This is a genomic window from Sphingomonas sp., from assembly GCF_017304615.1.
In the GTDB taxonomy this organism is placed as follows: domain Bacteria; phylum Pseudomonadota; class Alphaproteobacteria; order Sphingomonadales; family Sphingomonadaceae; genus Sphingomonas.
Genome location: NZ_JAFKLZ010000002.1, coordinates 227,920 through 248,771, shown reverse-complemented (window position 1 = coordinate 248,771; position 20,852 = coordinate 227,920). Strand labels below are relative to the sequence as shown.

Annotated in this window: 21 protein-coding genes; 8 read left to right on the top strand and 13 right to left on the bottom strand. The window is 65.7% G+C overall.

Annotated elements, in window-relative coordinates; all coding sequences use genetic code 11:
• Positions 1–45: 45 nt before the first annotated feature.
• Positions 46–477, top strand: a complete 432-nt coding sequence (locus tag J0J06_RS09440) for a hypothetical protein (RefSeq protein ID WP_294041345.1) — start codon at positions 46–48, stop codon at positions 475–477.
• A gap of 6 nt (positions 478–483) precedes the next feature.
• On the opposite strand, the gene J0J06_RS09435 is transcribed toward J0J06_RS09440, so the two are convergent.
• Entirely contained in the window at positions 484–1,500 is a 1,017-nt protein-coding gene (locus J0J06_RS09435; RefSeq protein ID WP_294041342.1) for a polyprenyl synthetase family protein, read from the bottom strand.
• 95 nt (positions 1,501–1,595) lie between these two features.
• Between J0J06_RS09435 and J0J06_RS09430 the strand changes: the two genes are divergently transcribed.
• The gene (locus tag J0J06_RS09430; protein ID WP_294041340.1) at positions 1,596–1,880 is read left to right on the top strand and encodes a chorismate mutase; all 285 of its coding nucleotides are present in this window, start codon (positions 1,596–1,598) and stop codon (positions 1,878–1,880) included.
• Between the two features lie 211 nt (positions 1,881–2,091).
• Here J0J06_RS09430 and J0J06_RS09425 read toward each other — a convergent pair whose 3' ends face one another.
• The 4 genes from J0J06_RS09425 to J0J06_RS09410 all read right to left on the bottom strand — a co-directional run bounded on the left by J0J06_RS09425 (position 2,092) and on the right by J0J06_RS09410 (position 5,569).
• Positions 2,092–3,096 carry an aldo/keto reductase gene (locus J0J06_RS09425; RefSeq protein WP_294041339.1) on the bottom strand — a complete coding sequence of 335 codons (1,005 nt, stop codon included), beginning with the start codon at positions 3,094–3,096 and terminating at the stop codon, positions 2,092–2,094.
• A 216-nt stretch (positions 3,097–3,312) separates the two neighbouring features.
• Positions 3,313–4,122, bottom strand: a complete 810-nt coding sequence (gene kynA, locus J0J06_RS09420; protein WP_294041338.1) for a tryptophan 2,3-dioxygenase — start codon at positions 4,120–4,122, stop codon at positions 3,313–3,315.
• Positions 4,119–5,312: a kynureninase gene (kynU, locus tag J0J06_RS09415; protein WP_294041336.1), complete on the bottom strand. Its 1,194-nt coding sequence runs from the start codon at positions 5,310–5,312 to the stop codon at positions 4,119–4,121. Before kynU ends, kynA begins: the two co-directional genes overlap by 4 nt.
• Positions 5,309–5,569: a hypothetical protein gene (locus J0J06_RS09410; RefSeq protein ID WP_294041334.1), complete on the bottom strand. Its 261-nt coding sequence runs from the start codon at positions 5,567–5,569 to the stop codon at positions 5,309–5,311. Before J0J06_RS09410 ends, kynU begins: the two co-directional genes overlap by 4 nt.
• A gap of 88 nt (positions 5,570–5,657) precedes the next feature.
• Between J0J06_RS09410 and J0J06_RS09405 the strand changes: the two genes are divergently transcribed.
• Positions 5,658–6,368, top strand: coding sequence for an NAD-dependent deacylase (locus J0J06_RS09405; protein WP_294041332.1), 711 nt, complete (start codon positions 5,658–5,660; stop codon positions 6,366–6,368).
• Between the two features lie 86 nt (positions 6,369–6,454).
• Here the strand turns inward: J0J06_RS09405 and era are convergent, their stop codons facing one another.
• From era to lepB, 3 genes are read right to left on the bottom strand one after another with little or no spacing between them, the layout of a single operon-like run.
• Positions 6,455–7,348, bottom strand: coding sequence for a GTPase Era (era, locus tag J0J06_RS09400; RefSeq protein WP_294041331.1), 894 nt, complete (start codon positions 7,346–7,348; stop codon positions 6,455–6,457).
• Complete coding sequence (gene rnc, locus J0J06_RS09395) at positions 7,345–8,013, bottom strand: ribonuclease III (RefSeq protein WP_294041329.1); 669 nt, start codon at positions 8,011–8,013, stop codon at positions 7,345–7,347. Before rnc ends, era begins: the two co-directional genes overlap by 4 nt.
• Entirely contained in the window at positions 8,013–8,900 is an 888-nt protein-coding gene (gene lepB, locus J0J06_RS09390; RefSeq protein ID WP_294041327.1) for a signal peptidase I, read from the bottom strand. The genes rnc and lepB overlap by 1 nt, the downstream gene beginning before the upstream one ends.
• Before the next feature lie 109 nt (positions 8,901–9,009).
• Between lepB and pgi the strand changes: the two genes are divergently transcribed.
• The 3 genes from pgi (at position 9,010) to J0J06_RS09375 (ending at position 12,457) form a co-directional block, all read left to right on the top strand.
• The gene (gene pgi / locus J0J06_RS09385) at positions 9,010–10,500 is read left to right on the top strand and encodes a glucose-6-phosphate isomerase (protein WP_294041326.1); all 1,491 of its coding nucleotides are present in this window, start codon (positions 9,010–9,012) and stop codon (positions 10,498–10,500) included.
• A gap of 126 nt (positions 10,501–10,626) precedes the next feature.
• The gene (gor, locus tag J0J06_RS09380) at positions 10,627–11,976 is read left to right on the top strand and encodes a glutathione-disulfide reductase (protein ID WP_294041325.1); all 1,350 of its coding nucleotides are present in this window, start codon (positions 10,627–10,629) and stop codon (positions 11,974–11,976) included.
• A 94-nt stretch (positions 11,977–12,070) separates the two neighbouring features.
• Entirely contained in the window at positions 12,071–12,457 is a 387-nt protein-coding gene (locus J0J06_RS09375; RefSeq protein ID WP_294041323.1) for a hypothetical protein, read from the top strand.
• A gap of 128 nt (positions 12,458–12,585) precedes the next feature.
• Here the strand turns inward: J0J06_RS09375 and J0J06_RS09370 are convergent, their stop codons facing one another.
• Complete coding sequence (locus tag J0J06_RS09370; protein WP_294041321.1) at positions 12,586–13,410, bottom strand: TauD/TfdA family dioxygenase; 825 nt, start codon at positions 13,408–13,410, stop codon at positions 12,586–12,588.
• A gap of 75 nt (positions 13,411–13,485) precedes the next feature.
• On the opposite strand from J0J06_RS09370, the gene J0J06_RS09365 reads away from it, so the two are divergent.
• Entirely contained in the window at positions 13,486–14,142 is a 657-nt protein-coding gene (locus J0J06_RS09365; RefSeq protein WP_294041319.1) for a Crp/Fnr family transcriptional regulator, read from the top strand.
• On the opposite strand, the gene J0J06_RS09360 is transcribed toward J0J06_RS09365, so the two are convergent.
• From J0J06_RS09360 to acs, 3 genes are all read right to left on the bottom strand, one after another.
• Positions 14,139–15,107, bottom strand: coding sequence for an NADPH:quinone oxidoreductase family protein (locus J0J06_RS09360; protein ID WP_294041317.1), 969 nt, complete (start codon positions 15,105–15,107; stop codon positions 14,139–14,141). The genes J0J06_RS09365 and J0J06_RS09360 overlap by 4 nt on opposite strands.
• Positions 15,108–15,214: 107 nt before the next feature.
• Complete coding sequence (locus J0J06_RS09355) at positions 15,215–17,245, bottom strand: M13 family metallopeptidase (RefSeq protein WP_294041316.1); 2,031 nt, start codon at positions 17,243–17,245, stop codon at positions 15,215–15,217.
• A gap of 123 nt (positions 17,246–17,368) precedes the next feature.
• The gene (gene acs, locus J0J06_RS09350; protein ID WP_294041314.1) at positions 17,369–19,306 is read right to left on the bottom strand and encodes an acetate--CoA ligase; all 1,938 of its coding nucleotides are present in this window, start codon (positions 19,304–19,306) and stop codon (positions 17,369–17,371) included.
• A gap of 99 nt (positions 19,307–19,405) precedes the next feature.
• Here acs and J0J06_RS09345 point away from each other — a divergent pair, with 99 nt between their 5' ends.
• A complete protein-coding gene (locus J0J06_RS09345) occupies positions 19,406–20,062 on the top strand; it encodes a TMEM175 family protein (RefSeq protein WP_294041312.1) in 657 nt (218 codons plus the stop codon).
• On the opposite strand, the gene ribH is transcribed toward J0J06_RS09345, so the two are convergent.
• Positions 20,063–20,482 carry a 6,7-dimethyl-8-ribityllumazine synthase gene (ribH, locus tag J0J06_RS09340; RefSeq protein WP_294042461.1) on the bottom strand — a complete coding sequence of 140 codons (420 nt, stop codon included), beginning with the start codon at positions 20,480–20,482 and terminating at the stop codon, positions 20,063–20,065. It lies immediately after the preceding gene.
• Positions 20,483–20,852: the final 370 nt, after the last annotated feature.

Sequence of the window (20,852 nt, the reverse complement as noted above, 5' to 3'; positions counted from 1 at the left end):
GGCAGAATGGTGGGTGCTACATAATCTCCGGAAAGGGAGAACAGCATGCTGCGATTATCACCGATCATTCTCGCCGTGGTTGCATATGCCGCGCCGGCCCACGCCGTCGATTCCTGCGCGGCGACGATTCCGCCAGAGGCTGCGGCGAAGGCAAAGGCCTTCCTAGACCTGCTCGTCGCAAACAAGGGTGCGGAAGCGGTGTCCGGCGTCCTTGACGCCAACCCGATTTGGTCTGCAAAAATCGGTGCGAAGGAGCAGATGATCGGCCAGATCGACGCCGCCACCAAGGCCTATGGCAAGCCGACCAAATGGGAAGCCGTGTGCGGTGACGCGGTCGGAACCATGGCGTTCCGCGAATATTACCTGGTGCAATATCACGACGTCATCACGCGCTGGGAATTCGACTTCGCGCGCACCGCGACCGGTTGGCAGATCGGGTATTTCGGCTTCAACGACCAGATACCCACTTGGTTCTGACGCGGGTCAGTACGCCCGCGCCACCGCGAACTCGACTGCTTCGGTCATAGCGTCGCGGGCCTTGCCGGGAGCGAAGCCCGCGATCGCGTCGATCGCTCGTTGGCCATAGTGACGGGCGCGGGCGAGGGTATCGTCGATCGCGCGGGTTGCGCGGACAAGATCGACAGCGCGCGTGAAGTCTTCGTCTGACGAGCGGAAGCCGAGGATGGCGTCCTTCCAGAACTTGCGGTCCTCGTCATTCCCGCGCGCATAGGCCAGGATTACTGGCAGCGTGACCTTGCCCTCGCGGAAATCGTCACCCGAGTCCTTGCCCATCGTCCCCGCGTCGGAAACGTAATCGATCGCGTCGTCGACGAGCTGGAACGCGATGCCCAAATTGCGGCCGAATGCGTCAAGCGCCGCTTCCTCGGCCTCGGGTCGTTCGGCGACCACTGCGGCGATCTTGCAGGCCGCGGCAAACAAGGCGGCGGTCTTCGCGCCGATAATGTCGAGATAGCGTTCCTCGCCCAGGTCGACGCGGCGGGCGGCGGTGAGCTGGTTGACTTCGCCTTCCGCGATCACGGCCGACGCGTTCGACAGGATCTTCAAGACCTTCAGGCTGCCGTCCTCGACCATCAGTTCGAAGCTGCGGGAAAACAGGAAATCGCCGACCAGGATCGATGCCGGGTTACCCCAGATCAGATTCGCGGTGCGCTTGCCGCGGCGCAAATCGCTGCCGTCCACCACGTCGTCGTGGAGCAAGGTCGCGGTGTGGATGAACTCGACTGCGGCGGCTAGGCGATAGTGGCGGTTGCCGGTGTACCCCAACAGCTTCGCGCTCGCGAGCGTCAGCATCGGCCGCATCCGCTTGCCGCCGCCCGCGATCAGATGGCCGGCGAGTTCGGGGATCAGCGGGATTTCCGACTGCATGCGGTCGAGGATCACGGCGTTGACCGCGTTCATGTTGGCGGCGACCAGGCTCATCATCGGCTCGAGGCTCGGGGCCGGGCGGCTGGGATCGAGGCGGTGGATCGTGGCGCTCATCTGAGCGCGATGTGGCGGACGCGCGCAACGAAGGCAAGCGCCGGTTGCGCATGCTGGCGTGCATGCGCCACAAGGCGGTCGACTCGGGAGGGATCATGAGCGACGAAATCCTGGATGCGTATCGCAGCAGCATCGACAATATCGACGCGGCGCTGGTCCATATCCTCGCCGAACGATTCAAGGTGACGCAGGCGGTCGGCCGCTACAAGGCGAAGGCAGGGCTGCCCCCCGCCGACCCGGGTCGCGAGGAACGTCAGATCGCTCGGCTGCGCAAACTAGCCGAGGACGCCCGGCTCGATCCCGAATTCAGCGAGAAATTCCTGCGCTTCATCATCGACGAAGTGATCCGTCACCACGAACAGTTTCGGGACGAAGGCTGATACGCGTACCGCTTGCGACTCGAGGTCGACAGGTGTAATTTCTCTCGAGACGCGACCGAAAAGATAAGCCGATGGCGCGTCCGGGAGAGGATGATGCACGGCTTCCACGCCAGCGAGTGCAAGTGCAGCTACGGCCTGACCATGTTCGTGGTCAGTTTCGGGCTGGCCAGTGCGCTGTTCACGGTCGCCTGGTTGATCGCCTGACGCGATCTCAGGCAAGCTCCTCATCGGGGAGCGTTTCGGTGTCGATCTGCGCCTGCATCGGTGCGGCATAGCGCGCGCCGCGGATCGTTCCCTCGAAGATCTGGTCCACGGCGGCGATCAGCGCGGGCGTGAGCGTGACGTGGGCGGCGGCGACATCCTCCTCCAGATGCGCTAGGCTGCGCGTGCCGGGGATCGGGACGATATGGTCGCCCTGCGCCAGCACCCAGCCGATCGCCAGTTGCGCCGGCGTGATGGCCGCCTCCGCCGCCAGGGCCTCGAACCGGGCGACGACGGCCAGATTGTGCGCGAGGTTCTCGCCGTTGAAGCGCGGCATCGAACGACGGATGTCGCCCTCGACGTAATCGTCCGCCTTCACCCCGCGCGCCAGCATGCCGCGCGCGACCGGCGAAAAGGCGACCAACGCCGCACCGATGTCGCGGCAGGTGTCGAGCACGGCGACTTCGGGGTTGCGCACCACTGGCGAGTATTCGCTCTGCACCGCGGCGACGGGGTGGACGGCATGCGCGCGGCGAATCGTCGCCGCGCCCATTTCCGACAGGCCAATCGCGCCGATCTTGCCCGCCTCGACCGCGCGCTTGAGAGCGCCGACCGACTCCTCGATCGGCACCTTCTTGTCGAGACGGTGGAGGTAATAGAGGTCGATATGGTCGGTCTTGAGCCGTCCGAGCGCTCGCTCTAGCGTCGCCGTTATGGCTTCCGGCCGGCCGTCGAGCGTGCGCTTGCCGTCGACGACCTCGAGCACGCATTTCGACGCGAGCGTAAACTCGGCCTTGCGATGCATGACGTAGCGCTGGATCAGGCGTTCGCTCTGGCCACCGCCATAGATCGCGGCGGTGTCGAGGAACGTCACGCCGAGGTCGAGCGCGCGGTTGAGGAGCTTGCCCGCTTCCTCCTCCGACGGCGGCGTGCCGTAGGCGTGGCAAATGTTCATGCAGCCGAGGCCGATCGCGGAAACGCTGAACGGGCCGATCTGGCGGACGGGGAGGGTCATGCTGTGCTTTCGGGGTTGGGAGTTCGCTGTCCGATACCGGCGCGACGTGGCGCTGGCGAGGCTCCCGGACCCAAAAAATGAGCAGGAGCACCGTGTTGGGTGTTCGAACGCGCCAGCGATATAGACCTTATTGTCCTGCGGCTCTCTCTACACCGCGCCTGGCGGTCACGACTGCCTCGGCCCGGAGAGGAGCATCGGGTATGGTATCGTCAAGGCCTAAAGCTCGGTCCGCACATGCCACAGTTCGGGGAACAGTTCGACTTCGAGCATCCGGCGCAGATAGGCGACGCCCTGCGTGCCGCCGGTGCCGCGCTTCAGGCCGATGACGCGCTCGACCGTGGTAACGTGGTTGAACCGCCATCGACGGAAATAATCTTCGAGATCGACTAGTTTTTCCGCGAGTTCGTAGAGCGGCCAGTACCGTTCGGGTGCTTCGTAAACGGCTTTCCATGCAGCCTGTACGCTGGCGTTTTCGGCGCGCGGTTCGGCGAGGCTGGGACGTTCGCCGCCGACATCGAAGCCCGATCGCGCGAGCAGGCGGATCGCTTCGTCATACAGGCTCGGCCGCGCGAGGATCGCCCGTAATTCGCCGATAATTGCAGGCCGGTGTGCATGGGGTTTCAGCATCGCGGCGTTGCGGTTCCCACACAGGAATTCGATCGCGCGGTATTGATGGCTCTGGAACCCCGACGACTGGCCCAGATCCTCGCGAAACTCGGTATATTCGCTCGGCGTCAACGTGCGCAGCACATCCCACGCGCCGTTGAGCTGTTCGAGAATGCGCGACACGCGGGCGAGCATCTTGAACGCATGCGGCAATCGGTCCTCCGCGATCGCGTCGCGCGCCGATTCGAGTTCGTGGACGGCGAGTTTCATCCAGAGTTCCGACGTCTGGTGCTGGATGATGAACAGCAGTTCGTCGTGCGCCGCCGATCGCGTCTGCTGCGCGCCGAGGATCAGGTCGAGGCGCAAATAGTCGCCATAGGCCATCTTACCGTCGAAATCGGTTTCGGGCGTATCGGTCATGTTACCGCAGAGCGCGTCGCATAAGCGGGGTTATCCCACAAGCGTTCGGTCATGACGCGTTCGATGATGCGCGCGGCTTCGACCACCTCGTCCTCGCTCAGATAGAGGGGGGTGAAGCCGAAGCGGATTAGGTCGGGCGCGCGGAAATCGCCGATCACATTGTTCGCGATCAGCGCCTGCATGATCGCATAGCCCTGAGGGTGGCGGAACGAGACCTGGCTACCGCGCGCCAGCGGATCGCGCGGGGAGGCTAGTTCGAGCTCCGGACACCGCGCCTCGACCTCGGCTATGAAGCGTTCGCTCAAGCGGATCGATTGGGCGCGGACGTCCGTCATATCGACCGCATCCCACGCATCGAGCGCGGTATCGAGCACCGAGAGCGCCAAAACCGGCGGCGTGCCGACGCGCATCCGCTCGACGCTGGCGTGCGGGCGATAATCGAGGTCGAACGCGAACGGCGCTTCGTGGCCCATCCAGCCCGACAGAATCGGCTGCGCGCTGTCGGCAAAGCGCGGCGCGACATAGATGAAGGCTGGTGCGCCCGGCCCTCCGTTGAGATATTTGTAGGTGCAGCCGACCGCGAAATCGGCGTCGGCGGCGGTCAGGTCGACCGGGATCGCGCCTGCCGAATGCGCCAAGTCCCAGACCGTCAATGCCCCCGCTGCGTGGGCCTTCGCGGTCAGCGCCGCCATATCGTGCAGTCGCCCGGTGCGGTAATCGACCTCCGTGATGAGCGTTACCGCGACGCTCTCGTCGATCGCGTTGGCTACCTTTTCGGGCGGCACCAACCGCAGTTCGAGTCCGCGCCCGAGCGCCTTGAGCAGCCCCTGCGCGATGTACAAGTCCGACGGGAAATTGCCGGTGTCGGACAGCACGACCGTGCGATCCGGCCGCAGCGCGAGCGCCGCCGACAGCGCCTGGAACACCTTGATCGACAGCGTGTCGCCGGTCGCGACGCTCCCCGCCGGCGCGCCGATCAGCCGCCCGATGCGGTCGCCGATGCGGGCGGGCAGCGTGATCCAGCCGGCGCTGTTCCACGCCTTGATCAACTCGCCGCCCCATTCGCCGCGCATGACCTCCGCCACGCGCGTTTCCGCCGCGAGCGGCAGCGGCCCGAGCGAATTGCCGTCGAGATAGATCATGCCCTCGGGCAAGTGGAACAGCGCGCGGGTGGCGGCGAAGTCGGTCATCGGTCGGGATACACGGATGCCGACGCGTCGATGTAGAATTGCGCGTCGTTGGCGCGGCACCATTCTTCAAGTTCGGTCTTGAGCGCCGGCCAGAGCGACCGCGCCCAGGCAGGCGCACGGCGCTGCCACTCGTCCTCGGTCGGCAGATAAGCGGACAGGATGCCCATCGGCAGCTCCAGTACGAACGTGCCGCCCGAGCCCGTCACCACCAGTTCCTCTTTCCAGCGCGGCATGAAGCAGAACAACGGCTCGGTCATGCCGCGAGCATTATGACCCGCATCGGAGTCATGCAACGGCGGCCGGCGCCGATGGCGGACCGGCGCGTGCTGAGCTATCGCGTTGTCCATGACCGGCATCCGCAACATCGTCATCCTGACCGGCGCGGGCATTTCGGCGGAGAGCGGGATCGCGACGTTTCGCGGGCCGGGCGGGCTGTGGGAGGGGCATCGGGTCGAGGATGTCTGCACGCCGCAGGCCTTGGCGCACGACCCGGAACTGGTGCATCGCTTTTACGATCTGCGTCGCGCGGCGCTGGCGGGGGTCGAGCCCAACGCAGCGCACCGGGCGCTGGCGAGGCTCGACGCCGAGTGGCCGGGCGAATTGCTGATCGTGACGCAGAATGTCGATGATTTGCACGAGCGCGCGGGGGCGGCGCGGATGTTGCACATGCACGGCGAATTGCTTTCGGCCTTGTGCGCGGATTGCGGGGAGCGCGCTGCGTGGCCGGGCGACATGCCGCCTGGCGAGGTGTGCGGGGCGTGCGGCGCCCCGGCGCTGCGCCCCGACATCGTGTTCTTCGGCGAGATGCCCTATCACATGGACACGATCGAGCGCGCGTTGTCCCGCGCCGACCTGTTCGTGTCGATCGGCACGTCGGGCGCGGTCTATCCCGCCGCCGGGTTTGTCCAGACGGCGCGCTATCATGGCGCGGATACGCTGGAGATGAACCTCGATCGCTCCGAAGGCAGCGGCTGGTTCGCCGAGAGCCGGCGCGGGCCGGCGGGGGAATTGGTGCCGGCGTGGGTGGATAGCCTGTTGGGTTCCGGCGCGAAGTGAATTCGCGCCGTCGGGCGCCGCTATCGCGGCGCCGGCCGGGCGCACCGCTTATCGCGAAATAGCGCGGCTATTTCGCTGCGGTGAGCCTAGTCGACCCAGTCGAGACCTATGTCGCGAAACACCTCGCGGTCCTCGTCCCAATCGGCCTTCACCTTGACGTGGAGGTAGAGGTGCACCGGCCGGTCGAGCAGTTCCTTGAGCTGCGCCCGCGCCCGCGCGCCGATTTCCTTGATCCGCGCGCCGCCCTTGCCCAGCACGATCGCGCGCTGCGTGGGCCGCGCGACGAGGATCTGCTGATGGATCTCGACCGATCCGTCGGCGCGCTCCTCGAACTTCTCGGTCTCGATCGTCGAGGCGTAGGGCAGTTCGGCGTGGAGCTGGAGGTAGAGCTGTTCGCGCGTCACCTCGGCGGCCAGCGCGCGCTCGGTCGCGTCGGACACCTGGTCCTCGGGGAAATGCCAGGGCCCCTCGGGCATGTTGTAGGCGAGCGACTTCTTGAGCTCTGGCAGGCCGTCCCCGGTCTCCGCCGACACGAAGAAGGTCTCGTCGAACGCGACCGCCGCGTTGAGCCGCTCGGCATGGACGAGCAATTTGGCCTTGTCGGCGAGGTCGACCTTGTTGAGGACCAGGAACTTGCGCTCCGGCCGCCCCGCGATGCTCTCCGCGATCGGCATCACCTTGGGGCCGAGCCCGCCCTTGGCGTCGACCACCAGCGCGATCACGTCCGCGCCCTCGGTCCCGCCCCACGCCGCCGCCACCATCGCCCGGTCGAGCCGGCGCTGCGGCGCGAAGATGCCGGGGGTGTCGATCAGCAACAGCTGCGTCTCGCCCTCGATCGCGACGCCGAGCAGGCGGGTACGCGTGGTCTGGGCCTTGGGGCTGACGATCGCCACCTTCTGGCCGACCAGCGCGTTGACTAACGTGGACTTGCCGGCGTTGGGCGCGCCGAGCACAGCGACGAGGCCGCAATGCTGGGTCATGCCGCGACCTGCGCCAGTAACGCGGCGGCCGCGGCGGTTTCCGCTTCCTGCTTGCTCGTGCCCGTCGCCTCCGCCTCGGCGAACCCGCCCAAGCTCACGCGCACCGTGAAGCGGGGGGCATGCTGCGGGCCGGAGCGGTCAGTAACTTCGTAAAGTGGTGTCTTGCGGTTGTGCGCGGCCGCCCATTCCTGAAGCGCGGACTTGGGGTGTTGCGGTGCACGGGCGTCGGCGTGCACGCGGCCGCCCCACGCGCGGCGGACGAAGTTGCGCGCCGGGCTGTAGCCGCCATCGAGATAGAGCGCCCCGATCAGCGCCTCCATCACATCGCCCAGCACGTTATCGCTGTCGCTCGCGCCGTCGTCACGCGCTTGCTTGCCCAAGCGGAGCCAGGGCTGCACGCCGATCGCCCGCGCGACATCGGCGCAGACATGGCCGGTCACCAGCGCGTTGAGCCGCTTCGACAACCCGCCTTCAGGTTCGTCGCGGAAAAGCTCGTACAGCCACTCGGCCATCGCCAGCCCAAGCACGCGGTCCCCGAGAAATTCCAGCCGCTCGTAATTTTCCGCCGCCTGGCTGCCGTGCGTCAGCGCGCGGGCAAAGCTGGCGAGGTCCTTGGGCCGGTAGTCGAAGGTCTCGCCGACCCATGCGGCGAGGTCGGATGCCATCAGAAGCCTTGCCCCATCCTGCCCCAGCGCGCCGCGGTGAACCAAGTCCAGGGCAGCAGCCATTGCGCGCTGCCGTCGGTCGACCAGAAGGTAATGACCGCCTTGCCCTCAAGATTCTCCATCGGGACCATGCCGAGTCCGCCCGCGCTGACCGGAAATCGGCTGTCGCCCGAATCGTCGCGATTGTCGCCCATCATGAACACATGGCCAGGGGGCACGGTGAACAATTCGGTGTCGTCGGCGCCGGGGCGCGGACCGCGATCGAGCACCAGGTAGCTGGGGCCGCCGGGTAGCGTTTCCCTATACTGTTCGTATTTGCACGCAGGCGCGCCGTTCGCCTGGGTGATGTAGGGAGCGGGGCAATCCGATTCCTCGAGCGGGTTGGCCTTGGGCTTGTCGTTGTAATTCGGCGTCAGCGGGATGACGAAGTCGGCGACGCGGACCTTGGGCACCGCGACGCCGTTCAGGATCAGTTGCCCGCCGCGCATCTGGATCGTGTCGCCGGGCAGGCCAATGACGCGCTTGATGATGTCCTCGCCATTGCCCGCGGGGGTCTTGAACACGGCGACGTCGCCGTGCGTCGGGTTCTTCGCCAGGATGCGCCCCGGGATCAGCGGCATGCTCCACGGCAGCGAATGCCGCGAATAGCCGTAATTCCATTTCGAGATGAACAGATAGTCGCCGATGTATAGCCGCGGCAGCATCGACTGCGACGGGATCGAAAAGGGCGAGAAGAGGAAGCTCCTGAAAATGAACACGACGATCGCGAGCTTCACGAGGAAGCTCAGCGTGTCGCGCCAATCTTCCTTCTTCTTTTCCTTAACGGGCTTCGCCGCAATCGGGATCGGATCCGGCGCGATGGCGGGCGCCTCTGGCGTATCGGTCATGGCGCGCGGTTTGCGCATGGTGTGTCGTGACGTCAAGGCACTCCCTCTTCCTTGAACGGGACGGCCGGAGCGCCCATTGAGGCTGCGCGAGTCACAAAGGAGCGTGTCGATGGCCGACTGGAGCGAGATCGAGGCACTGAAGCGGACCCCGCTGACCGAGCTTTTCGCCGACGATCCCGACCGGCTGTCAAAATACAGCGCCGACATCGCCGGCATCCATTTCGACTGGTCGAAGACGCACCTGACCGATGACGGAATCAAGGCGTTCGAGCGGCTGGCCAAGGCATGCGACCTGGCGGGCAAGCGCGAGGCGTTGTTCGCGGGCGACGTCATCAACACGACCGAGGACCGCGCCGTCACGCACACGATGGAGCGCGGGGAGGGGAACAAGGAGGACGTGGCGGTCGCGCAGGGGTTTCATGCGCGGATGCGCGCGCTGATCGACGCGATCGAGCAGGGTGCGCTGGGACCGATCCGCAATATCCTGCACGTCGGGATCGGAGGATCGGCGCTGGGACCCGACCTGCTGGTCGACGCGCTGGGGCGCGACGAGACGCGGTACGAGGTCGCGATCGTCAGCAACGTCGACGGCGTCGCGCTGGAGGATGCGTTCAAGCGGTTCGATCCGACCGCGACGTTGCTCGCCGTCGCGTCGAAGACATTCACCACCACCGAGACGATGCTCAACGCCGAAAGCGTGATCGAGTGGATGCAGGCGGGTGGCGTCGAGGACCCGTACGGCCGCGTCGTCGCGCTGACCGCGAGTCCCGACAAGGCGATCGAATGGGGCGTCGACGAAACCCGCGTGCTGCCGTTCGCGGACACGGTCGGCGGGCGCTATTCACTGTGGTCGTCGATCGGCTTCCCGGCAGCGATCGCGCTCGGTTGGGACGCGTTCAGCGAGTTGCTCGAGGGCGCAGCCGAGATGGACCGCCATTTCCGGCTCGCCGCGCTGCATGAGAACGCGCCCGCGCTCGGGGCGTTCACCGACCTGCTCTACACGCAAGTGTTCGGCTGCGAGACGCGCGGGGTGTTCTGCTACGACGAGCGGCTGCGGCTGTTGCCCTCCTATCTCCAGCAGCTCGAAATGGAATCGAACGGCAAGGGCGTCACGATCGACGGCAAGCCCGTCGGCCGCCCGACCGCGGCGATCACCTGGGGCGGGGTCGGCACCGACGCGCAGCATGCGGTGTTCCAGTTGCTGCATCAGGGCACGCACCTCGTCCCGCTCGAACTGATCGGGGTGATCGAGCCGGGCGACTCGCTGAACGAGGACCATCACCGCAACCTGCTCAACAACATGTTCGCGCAAGGGGCGGCGCTGATGGCGGGCAAGGACAATCCCGGCGATCCTGCGCGCCACTATCCGGGTGACCGGCCATCGACCACGCTGCTGCTCGACGATCTCGACGCGCGCACGCTGGGCGCGCTGATCGCGTATCACGAGCACCGCGTGTTCGTGAACGGCGTGCTGCTCGGCATCAATTCGTTCGACCAGTTCGGGGTCGAGCTGGGCAAGGAAATGGCCAAGGCGGCGGGTAAGGGCGGTGGCGATTTCGACGTGTCCACCAATGATTTGTTGAAGCGGGCGTTCGGGTAAACTGCCTCGACCGTCATGCCGGGCTTGTCCCGGCATCCACCGTGCAGCAAGACCCGCACGGTTCGGACGGCGCGGCACGGTGGACCCCGGCACAAGGCCGGGGTGACGAAGGAAAGTAAGGCGAAAATGAGCGACTACGACTACGACCTGTTCGTCATCGGCGCGGGATCGGGGGGTACGCGCGCCTCTCGCGTCGCGGCGGCCCACGGCGCGAAAGTGGCGGTGGCGGAGGAATATCGCGTTGGCGGCACCTGCGTGATCCGCGGCTGCGTGCCCAAGAAGCTGCTCGTCTATGGCGCGCATTTCGCGGAGGATTTGCAGGACGCCAAGCGGTTCGGCTGGGACGTGCCGCAACCGTGCGCGTTCGACTGGAAGACGCTGACCGCCAACGTGTTCGAGGAAGTCGACCGGATCAACAAGGCCTATACCACGACGCTCGACAGCCACGGCGTCGAGATCATCAACGAACATGCCGAGATTACAGGACCCAACAGCCTGAAGCTGGCCAGCGGGCGCGATGTCACGGCGAAATACATCCTGATCGCGACCGGCGCGCGGCCGCACGTCCCGACCTGTCCGGGGCACGAATATGGCATCACGTCGAACGAGGCGTTCCACCTGGAGGGCGTGCCGAAGCGCATCCTGATCGCGGGCGCGGGCTATATTGCCAACGAATTCGCCGGCATCTTCCACGAATTCGGCGCGAAGGTGACGCTGATCAACCGCAGCGACCAGATCCTGCGCGGCTATGACGAGCAGATCCGCGACCGGCTCCTCCAGATCAGCATGATGAAGGGCATCGATTTCCGCTTCAACGCGAAATTCCAGGGGATCGAGCAGCTGGCGGACGGCAGCCTGCAGGTCAGCATGTCGAACCACGAACCGATCGAGGTCGATTGCGTGATGTTTGCGACCGGGCGCGTGCCCAATACCGAGAATCTGGGGCTGGAGGCGGCCGGGATCGCGCTGACCGAAATGGGTGCGGTCAAGGTCGACGAGGACAACCGCACCAACGTGCCGAGCATCTATGCGGTTGGCGACGTGACCAACCGCGTGCAACTGACTCCGGTCGCGATCCGCGAGGGGCAGGCGTTCGCCGATACCGTGTTCGGGGGCAAGCCGACGCGGGTCGATTACAATTGCATCCCCGCCGCTGTGTTCAGTCACCCGCAAATGGCCGGCGTCGGCCTGACCGAGAGCCAGGCCAAGCAGAAATACGGATCGGTGAAGGTCTATGTCAGCGATTTCCGCCCGATGAAGAACGTCCTGGCGAACCGCAACGAGCGCGCCTTGTACAAGATGATCTGTGAGGAGAATTCGGGGAAAATCCTCGGCATCCACATGATCGGGCCGGAGGCGGCGGAAATCCTGCAGGCGGCGGCAGTCGCGGTGAAGGCCGGCCTTACCAAGGACGCGTTCGACCAGACCGTGGCGCTGCATCCGACGATGGCGGAGGAATTGGTGCTGATGAAGTAGGTCGCGGGCGGTCCGGAATAGCGCAGCTATTCCGGGACTCGTCACGTCGGGCAGCGAGGCGGCGCAGCCGGCTCGTCTGACGGCGTGGCCGTTAGTGGCCGTTGCGACCTGGACCCGCGACAGGCAATATCTGCCGATGAAGTCGGAGAAAGCCAAACTGCCGAAGGGTCACAGTTATCCCTTAAGGCCGACAGCGTTGGAGGCGGCGTTGTCCGCTGCCGGCATAGCGATTGATACAAGCCTAATTCGCAGCCCCGGCAATTTGTTTGATGCTCATTTCTGGCCCCCAAATGAGAATGTGGCGTATGAGCGGCTTTACGTGCGCGCTGGATCTGTGCCGATCGCCGAGGCTACCGAAGCACGCCGACAGATTGAGGATGTGACCCTTCCAGCCTTGGTCAAATGGATTGGTGATATACTCGCGCTAGATCGAAAATCGCCCATTCGGCGTGAGCAGCATTATCTCAATCTAAAACCATAACTCTTCGTTGGATAAAGCCCGAGCTCGCCAATCGCCGCCGTCACGCCGTCAGACTGACCGGCTGCGCCGGCCCGCTGCCCGACGTGACGAGTCTTGGATTTGCTTGGGCAAATCCAGGCCGTCCGCTACTAACTCAATGCCACCCCCGAAATCGTGATCCGGTGCATCAGCCGCCGGTGCCCGTGATAGTCGTTCATCGCGAGGTGCCAGGTCGATCTATTGTCCCACACCGCGAGGCTGCCCGGCGCCCATTGCAGGCGGCAATGGAATTCGGAGCGCATTGCGACCGAATAGAGGTAGGCGAGGAGTGGCATGCTTTCTTCGCGCGTCCAACCTTCGAAATGCAGCGTGAAGGCCGGGTTGACGTAGAGGATCTTGCGGCCGGTCACGGGGTGGCGGATCACCGCGGGGTGGATCGCCGCGGCGTGGATCTCATGGCCCTTCAGATCGGCGGCTTGATCGGTCTTCGCATAGACGCCATCGCTGCCGTAGATATGGTCCGCCGAGTGCACCGCGCGCAGCGTTTCGAGTGTCGCCTTGAGGCCGTCGGATAGCGAATCGTAGGCCGCGCCGAGGCTGGAAAACAGCGTATCGCCGCCGGTCGGCGGGGTCTCGCGCGCGAGCAGGATCGATCCCATTGCGGGCACTTGGTCGTACGAATGATCGGTGTGCCAGCCGCCGCCGATATTGGTGGTCTGCGCCTCCGCCTTGCGCACCTCGGCGATTTCGGGATGGCCGCCGTTCGCGGGGAAATAATTGTTGATGTCGATCTCGCCCCAGCGCCGCGCGAAGGCGATGTGATCCTCCGGGCTCAATTCCTGGTCGCGGACGAACAGCACGCCGCGGTCGGCGACGGCGGCCTTCAGCGCGCTGAGTTCCGCATCGTCGAGCGTTTTGAGATCGATGCCCGACGCTTCGGCGCCGCAATGATCGGCGATCGGCTGGATGTGCATTTTGCCTCTCCTTTGTTGCGGGGATCATAGCGAGTCGCTTGCGATACGAATGCTACGATCGTAACAATTGCTGCGATGGACGTGATGGCCGCCCTGAAGCGCGGACGCTGGTTCGCCGGGTTGGACCCGAAGCTCGCTGAGGCACTGGTCGCGGCGGGCCGCGTTCGCGCGCTCGACGAGGGACAGTGGATCTATAGTGAGGGCGACGAAGAACCGGGCCTGTGCCTCGTCATCGACGGCGTGCTGCGGCTGGAGGCGAGCGCGGGGGCGGATCGCGGCGTGCTGCTCGCGCTGGTCGGGCCGGGCCAGGCGATCGGCCAGTCGCGGCGGTTCGGCGGCGGGCGGCGGATCGTCACCGCGTCGGCGCAGCGCGCGAGCCAAGTGATGCTGGTGCCCGATTCGGCACTGCCCCGGATCGCCGACCAAGCGCCGGGCGCGTGGGCGGCGGTGATCGCGTTGCTGTATGACCAGCTCGACGCGGCGGTGCATGCGGCGGCGCTCAACCTGTGCCTGACCCCGCGCCAGCGGATCGCGGCGCGGCTGGCGCAACTGGCGGATAGCGAGGGCGTGGTGGCGGCGACGCAGGCGGATGTGGCGGAGATGTGCGGACTCAGCCGCAAGTCGGCGAGCGGACATATTCTGGCGCTGGCGGAGCGCGAATGGGTGGTGCCGCTCTACCGCTCGGTGCTGGTGACGAACATCGCGGCGCTGCGCTCGTTTGCAGGCATCTAGGGCTCGATGACGATCTTGCCGACCATCCGGCTGTCGCGCATCGCCTCGAACGCCGCGCGCCAGTCGGCCAGCGGGTAGCGCGAATCGACGCGCGGACGGATTTTGCCAGCGGCGGCGAGCTGCCAGATCGCGTCCTGGTTCTCGCGACCCTTGGCGGGGAACTGCCGGCCATATTCACCCGCACGCACACCGATCACCGAGAAGCCCTTGATCAGCGGAATGTTGGTCACGACGCTCGCGATCCGGCCCGAGGTGAAGCCGACGACCAACAATCGCCCGCCGAACGCAATGCAGCGCGTACTTTCGTCGAACACGTCGCCGCCGACCGGATCGTAGATCACGTCGGCACCGCCGCCGGTCAGGTCCTTGACCGCCTCGCGGAAGCCGGGGACGGGAAGCGTGGCGTCGGGCGCGTATTCCTCCGCGACCACCGCCAGCTTTTCCGCCGATCGTGATGTGGCGATGACGCGCGCGCCGAGCGCCTTGGCAAGATCGACTGCCGCCAGCCCGACGCCGCCGGTCGCGCCGTGAACGACGACCCACTCGCCCGGCTGCACGTTGGCCAGCCGCACTAGCGATACATAGGCGGTATTGTAGGCCGCCCCGATGCTCGCAGCATGCGCGAAGTCGAGGTTGGCGGGCTTGGCGCGGACGCTCCGCGCATCGACCGCGACGAATTCGGCGAACCCGCCGAGACGAGTCGCCGCGACCACCGCATCGCCAACGGCGAAGCCGCTATCGGCTTCCGTCGCAACGACCTCGCCCGCCACCTCCATGCCGGGCACGAACGGCAAATCGGGTTTGAGCTGATACTTGCCCTCGGTCATCAAGAGATCGGGGAAGTTGAGCGATGCCGCGCGGACGCGGATCAGGATCTGGCCGGGCGCACGTACGGGGTCGGGGACGTCCGCCAGCGCACAGCCGGCGAAGTCCGGTGCAAGGCTGGAGATGACGAGCGCTTTCATCGCTCCACCCTAGCGGGCGTCACGCCGTCAGACGAGCCGGCTGCGCCGGCCCGCTGCCCGACGTGACGAGTCCTGGATTTGCGCAGCAAATCCAGGCCATCCGCACCTTACCAAATATGCACGCGCTTTTCGGGCGACAGGTACAGCGCGTCGGTCGGCTGGATGTTGAATGCCTTGTACCAGGCGTCGACGTTGCGGACGATGCCGTTGACGCGATACTTGGCTGGCGAATGCGGATCGGTCAGCAGCAATTGCCGCGCCACCCCTTCGCGCCGCTTGTTCTGCCATGCCTGCGCATAGGACAGGAAGAAGCGCTGGTCGCCGGTGAGCCCGTCGATCACCTTCGCCTTGCCATGCTTCGCCTGATACTTCTGATACGCGGCATAGGCCGCCTCGACGCCGCCGAGATCGCCGATATTCTCGCCCATCGTCAGCTTGCCGTTGACCTTGGTGCCCGGGATCGGTTCGTAGGTGTCGTATTGCGCGCCGAGCGCGGCGGTGCGTTCGGTGAAGGCTTTCTTCGACGCTGGCGTCCACCAATTCTCGAACTTGCCGGTCGGGCCGAACTGGCTGCCCTGATCGTCGAAGCCATGGCCCATTTCGTGACCGATGATCGCGCCGATCGCGCCGTAATTGACCGCCGGGTCGGCGTTTGGATCGAAATAGGGCGGCTGCAGGATCGCGGCCGGGAAGGTGATCTGGTTCGCCAGCGGGCTGTAATAGGCGTTCACCGTCTGGGGCGTCATGCCCCACAGCGTCCGGTCGACCGGCTTGGGAAAACGCTCAAGCTCGAGTTGATGCTGGAATTCGCCCGAGCGCATCACGTTGCCGAGCAGGTCGCCGCGTTCGACCTTGAAGTTCGAATAATCGATATATTTCACCGGATGGCCGATCCGCGGCTCGAATGCGGCAAGCTTGGCCAGCGCCTTCGCCTTGGTGTCGGCGTCCATCCACGTCGAGCCGGAGATGCGGTCGTGATAGGCGGCGCGCAGGTTTTCGATCAGCTCGGCCATCTTGGCCTGGCTCGACGCCGGGAAATATTTGTCGACGTAAAGCTTGCCGACCGCCTCGCCGAGCGCGCCGTTGGTCAATTGTACGCCGCGCTTCCATCGGTCGCGCTTCACTTCGACGCCCGACAGCGTCTTCGCGTAGAAATTGAACTGCGCGTCGTCGAACGCCTTGGGCAGGAATTGGGCGTGATCGCTGACGAAGTGGAAGGCGAGATAGTCCTTCCATGTCTGCAACGGCGTCGCGACCAGGATCTTGCCCGTCTCGGTCAGCGCGGTGTTGTTCGTCATCAGCACCTGCGGCGACGAGTCGAGGCCGGCGGTCTTGAGGATCAGCGCCCAGTCGACCTCGGGCGCCTTCGCCTTCAGCCCGGCGATCGTCTGCGGATCGTTGAGCTTGGCGATGTCGCGGCTCTGTTCGGGCGACCATTGCTTTTCGGCGAGCGCGGTTTCGAGCGCGAAGATCGCATCGGCCTTGGCAGCGGCGTCGGGGATGCCGGCCAGTTCCTGCATCTGCTTGATGTACGCCTTGTACGCTGCCCGGAACGCGTCGTATTTCTCGCCCTTCAACAGGTAGTAATCGCGCGGCATGCCGAGCCCGCCCTGGCCGACCACCGCGGTATAATGCGTCGGGTCGCTCAGGCTGGGGATCGTTCCCACTTCGATCGGCGAGGCATAGCCCGTGGTCGCGAACAGTGTCTGCAGGCCCGAAAGGTCGCCGACCGCTGCGATACGGTCGAGATAGGGCTTGAGCGGTGCGGCGCCCTTCGCCTCGATCCCGGCCTCGTCCATCCAGCTCGCGTAGAAGTCACCGACCTGCTTGCCGGTCGCGCCATAAGCGGCGGGGTTGGCCGACATGTCGTCCAGGATCTTGCGGACGTTCGCCTCGGCCTCGTCGGTCAGGACGTTGCCGTACCCGACCGATCCCTTGTCGGCGGGAATCTGCGTGCGCTTGTCCCACGCGCCGTTGGCATAGGTCCAGAAATCGTCGCCGGGCTTGACCGCCTTGTCCTGCGTGGTGAGATCAATGCCGAACGCGCCATACCGCGCCTTGGTCACCTGCGCGATCGTCGGGATCGCGATCGCCGCCGCCGCGACGCCCAGCATCGCCCGCACCATAACCTTTTTCATCGAGACTCTACTCCGCCCGTTTGAGTGTATTACGACGCCATATCGCCACGGCCCCAGCCGCGCAATCGCCCGCACCTCCATTTCATTGTCATCGCCGCGGCGGCGTTTGGTCCTTGAGAAACGTCAGGACGCCCGGTTCGCCACCAGATCGTCGACCACCGACGGATCGGCCAGCGTCGACGTATCGCCAAGGCTCGAGACGTCGCCCTCCGCGATTTTGCGCAGGATGCGGCGCATGATCTTACCGCTGCGCGTCTTGGGCAGGCCGGGGGCGAACTGGATCGCGTCGGGGGAGGCGATCGGGCCGATTTCCATCCGCACCCAGGCAACCAGTTCCTTGCGCAACTCATCGGACGGCGCCTCGTCGGCGTTCAAGGTGACATAGGCGTAGATGCCCTGGCCCTTGATGTCGTGCGGGAAGCCGACGACGGCGGCCTCCGCCACCTTGGCGTGGAGGACCAGCGCGCTTTCGACTTCCGCGGTGCCCATGCGGTGGCCGCTGACGTTGATCACGTCATCGACACGGCCGGTGATCCAGTAATAGCCGTCCTCGTCGCGGCGGCATCCGTCGCCGGTGAAATACTTCCCCGGATAGGTGGTGAAATAGGTCTGGAAGAAGCGATCGTGGTCGCCCCACACGCCGCGCATCTGTCCCGGCCAGCTCCGCGCGATGACGAGATTGCCCTCGGTCGCGCCGGTCAGGACGAGGCCTTCGCTGTCCACGATCTGCGGGTCCACGCCGGGGAACGGGAGCGTCGCGCTGCCGGGCTTGAGGTCGGTCGCACCGGGCAGGGGCGTGATCATGTGGCCGCCGGTCTCGGTCTGCCACCAGGTATCGACGATCGGGCACCGGCCTTCGCCGACGACGTCGTGATACCAGCGCCACGCCTCGGGATTGATCGGCTCGCCGACCGTGCCGAGCAGCTTGAGCGTCGATCGGCTGGTACGGGTGACGAACTCGTCGCCTTCCTTCATTAGAGCGCGGAGAGCGGTGGGAGCGGTGTAGAGGATCTCGACGCCATGGCGGTCGCACACTTGCCAGATGCGGCTAGCGTCGGGCCAGTTGGGGACGCCTTCGAACATCAGCGACGTGCCGCCGTTCGAAAGCGGGCCGTAGAGGATGTAGCTGTGACCGGTGACCCAGCCTATGTCCGCGGCGCACCAATAGATCTGGCCGGGGCGATAGTCGAAGGTCAGTTCGTGGCTGAGGCTGACCCAGACGAGGTAGCCGCCGGTGGTGTGGAGCACACCCTTCGGCTTCCCCGTCGATCCGCTGGTGTAGAGGATGAACAGCGGATCCTCGGCCGCCATCGGTTCGGGGCGGCAGTCGGGCTCGGCGGCCGCGAGGAGATCGTGATACCAATGGTCGCCGTCGCCCATCGCGACGTCGCCGCCGGTCGCCTTGACGACGATGACTTGCTCCAGCCCCGGCGCGTGATGGCGAGCGGCATCGACATTGGCCTTGAGCGGCACCTTCCTGCCGCCGCGGCGCCCTTCGTCGGCGGTGATGACGATGGTCGATCCGCAGTCCTCGATCCGTCCCGCGAGCGCTTCGGGCGAAAAACCGCCGAACACCACCGAATGTATCGCGCCGATGCGCGCGCAGGCGAGCAACGCCACCGCCGCCTCGGGGATCATCGGCAGATAGATGGTGACGCGGTCGCCTTTCGCGACGCCGCGGTCCTTCAGCGCGTTGGCGAATTTGCAGACCTCGGCGTGAAGCTCGCGATAGGTTATCCGGCGCGGCTGCTCGGCGGGATCGTCGGGTTCCCAGATGATCGCGACGCGGTCGCCGTTCGCCGCGAGGTGGCGGTCGAGGCAATTGGCCGCGACGTTAAGCTTGCCGTCGGCGAACCAGCGGATGTGGAAATCGGCCTTGTCGAAGGACCAGTCGCCCGCGATCTCCGGCCGCTTGATCCAGTCGAGCCGGCGCGCCTGTTCGAGCCAGAAGGTGCCGGGATCGGCCAGGCTGCGGCCATAGAGCCTTTCGTAGCCGGCGCGGTCGACCTTGGCGCGCTTCGCCCAGGCAGGCGGCACAGGATAGACGCTCTGATCGGACATTCGGCTCTCCCCTAGACAATCCCCTTGTGGCCAAAGGCAAGGGCGCTTGGCAAGCGGCGGCGATGTGGGCAGCATGAAGCGGAACTTTAGGGGGTGATGGTGAGCGAGCAGAGAAACGACCAACCGCTGCACCATGGCGCGCCGGCGCATGCGCTGGAACGGCTGGTGTTCTTTTCCGACGCGGTGTTTGCGATCTCGATCACGTTGCTGGTGATCGAACTGAAGTTTCCACATTTGCCGCGCGGCGCGAGCAACGAAGCGTTCCTTCAGGCGCTGGTCGACATGACGCCGCAATTCGTCGGCTTCATCATATCGTTCTTTGTCGTCGGCGCGTTCTGGAGCGGGCACCACCGCGCGTTCGATTGCGCGCGCCACTGGTCGCCCGGGCTGCTGATGCCCAATCTGTTCCTGCTGCTGTCGGTCGCGGGGATGCCGTTTTTCACGGCTTTGGTCAGTGACTATTACGGCAAGCTGGTTCCGTCGGCGGCGTATTGCGCGTGGCTGATGTTCGTCGCGGTATGCAACCTGTGGAACAACAGCATGGCGATTTCGCCGCCGGTCGCCGCCGACGACCTGGAGCCCGAATATGCCGCGATGATCCGGCGGCGGGGATGGGCGGTGCTGCTCGGCACGCTGACCGCGTTGCTGCTGTGCTTCGTCAATCCGTGGCTCGGGCAGCCGGGGCTGCTGTCGATGCCGGTGTGGCGCAAGGCGCTCGATGCGCTGCACCGGCGTGGCGTGATCCAGCGAGTCTGATCAGCCGAAGCGTTCTTTCAGCGCCAGCATTGCAAGCGCCGCCTTGGCCGCGCCGCCGCCCTTGTCGAGCTGCACCGGATCGGCGCGGACGATCGCCTGGGCTTCGTCCTCGGTGGTCAGGATCCCGTTGCCGATCGCGATGCCGTCCATCGTCAGCGCCATGATGCCGCGCGCGCTTTCGTTGCTTACGATCTCGAAATGATAGGTCTCGCCGCGGATCACCACGCCGAGCGCGACGAACGCGTCGTAGCGCCCGGTCTCGACCGCGAGCGCGATCGCGCCGGGAGCTTCGAGCGCGCCGGGCACGGTCATCGTCTCGTGGCTGTGCCCGGCCGCCTCAATCGCCGCGCGCGCGCCGGCGAGCAGCATGTCGTTGAGATGGTCGTAGAACCGCGCTTCGACGATCAGGATATGGGCCATGTTACTCCTCGGGTTGCCGTGTCGGGCGAGCGAGGCGCCCTGATAGCGTGGATCGGTGCTGACGTCGCGGCCGAACCAGGCGGGCGCCACGAGCGTACGGAGGCCAGCATCGTCGGGCCATTCGATCTCGGCCGTCTCCAGCCCCGCCAATGCGCCTTCGTAGCGATCGACGCTCCACGTCGCGCCGTCCTGCACCACGGCGTAGCGGCGCTTCGTCAGCGGCAGCGCCGGCAGCGTCGCGAACAGCGCGTATTCCACCTCGTCCAGATAGGCGGTGACGATCGGGCGGGCGAGCGGATCCGGCGCGTCGTACTTGCGCGTCAGCTTGACCACGGTCTCGCCGGTCCCGGCCTCGGTCACCCGCCGCAGC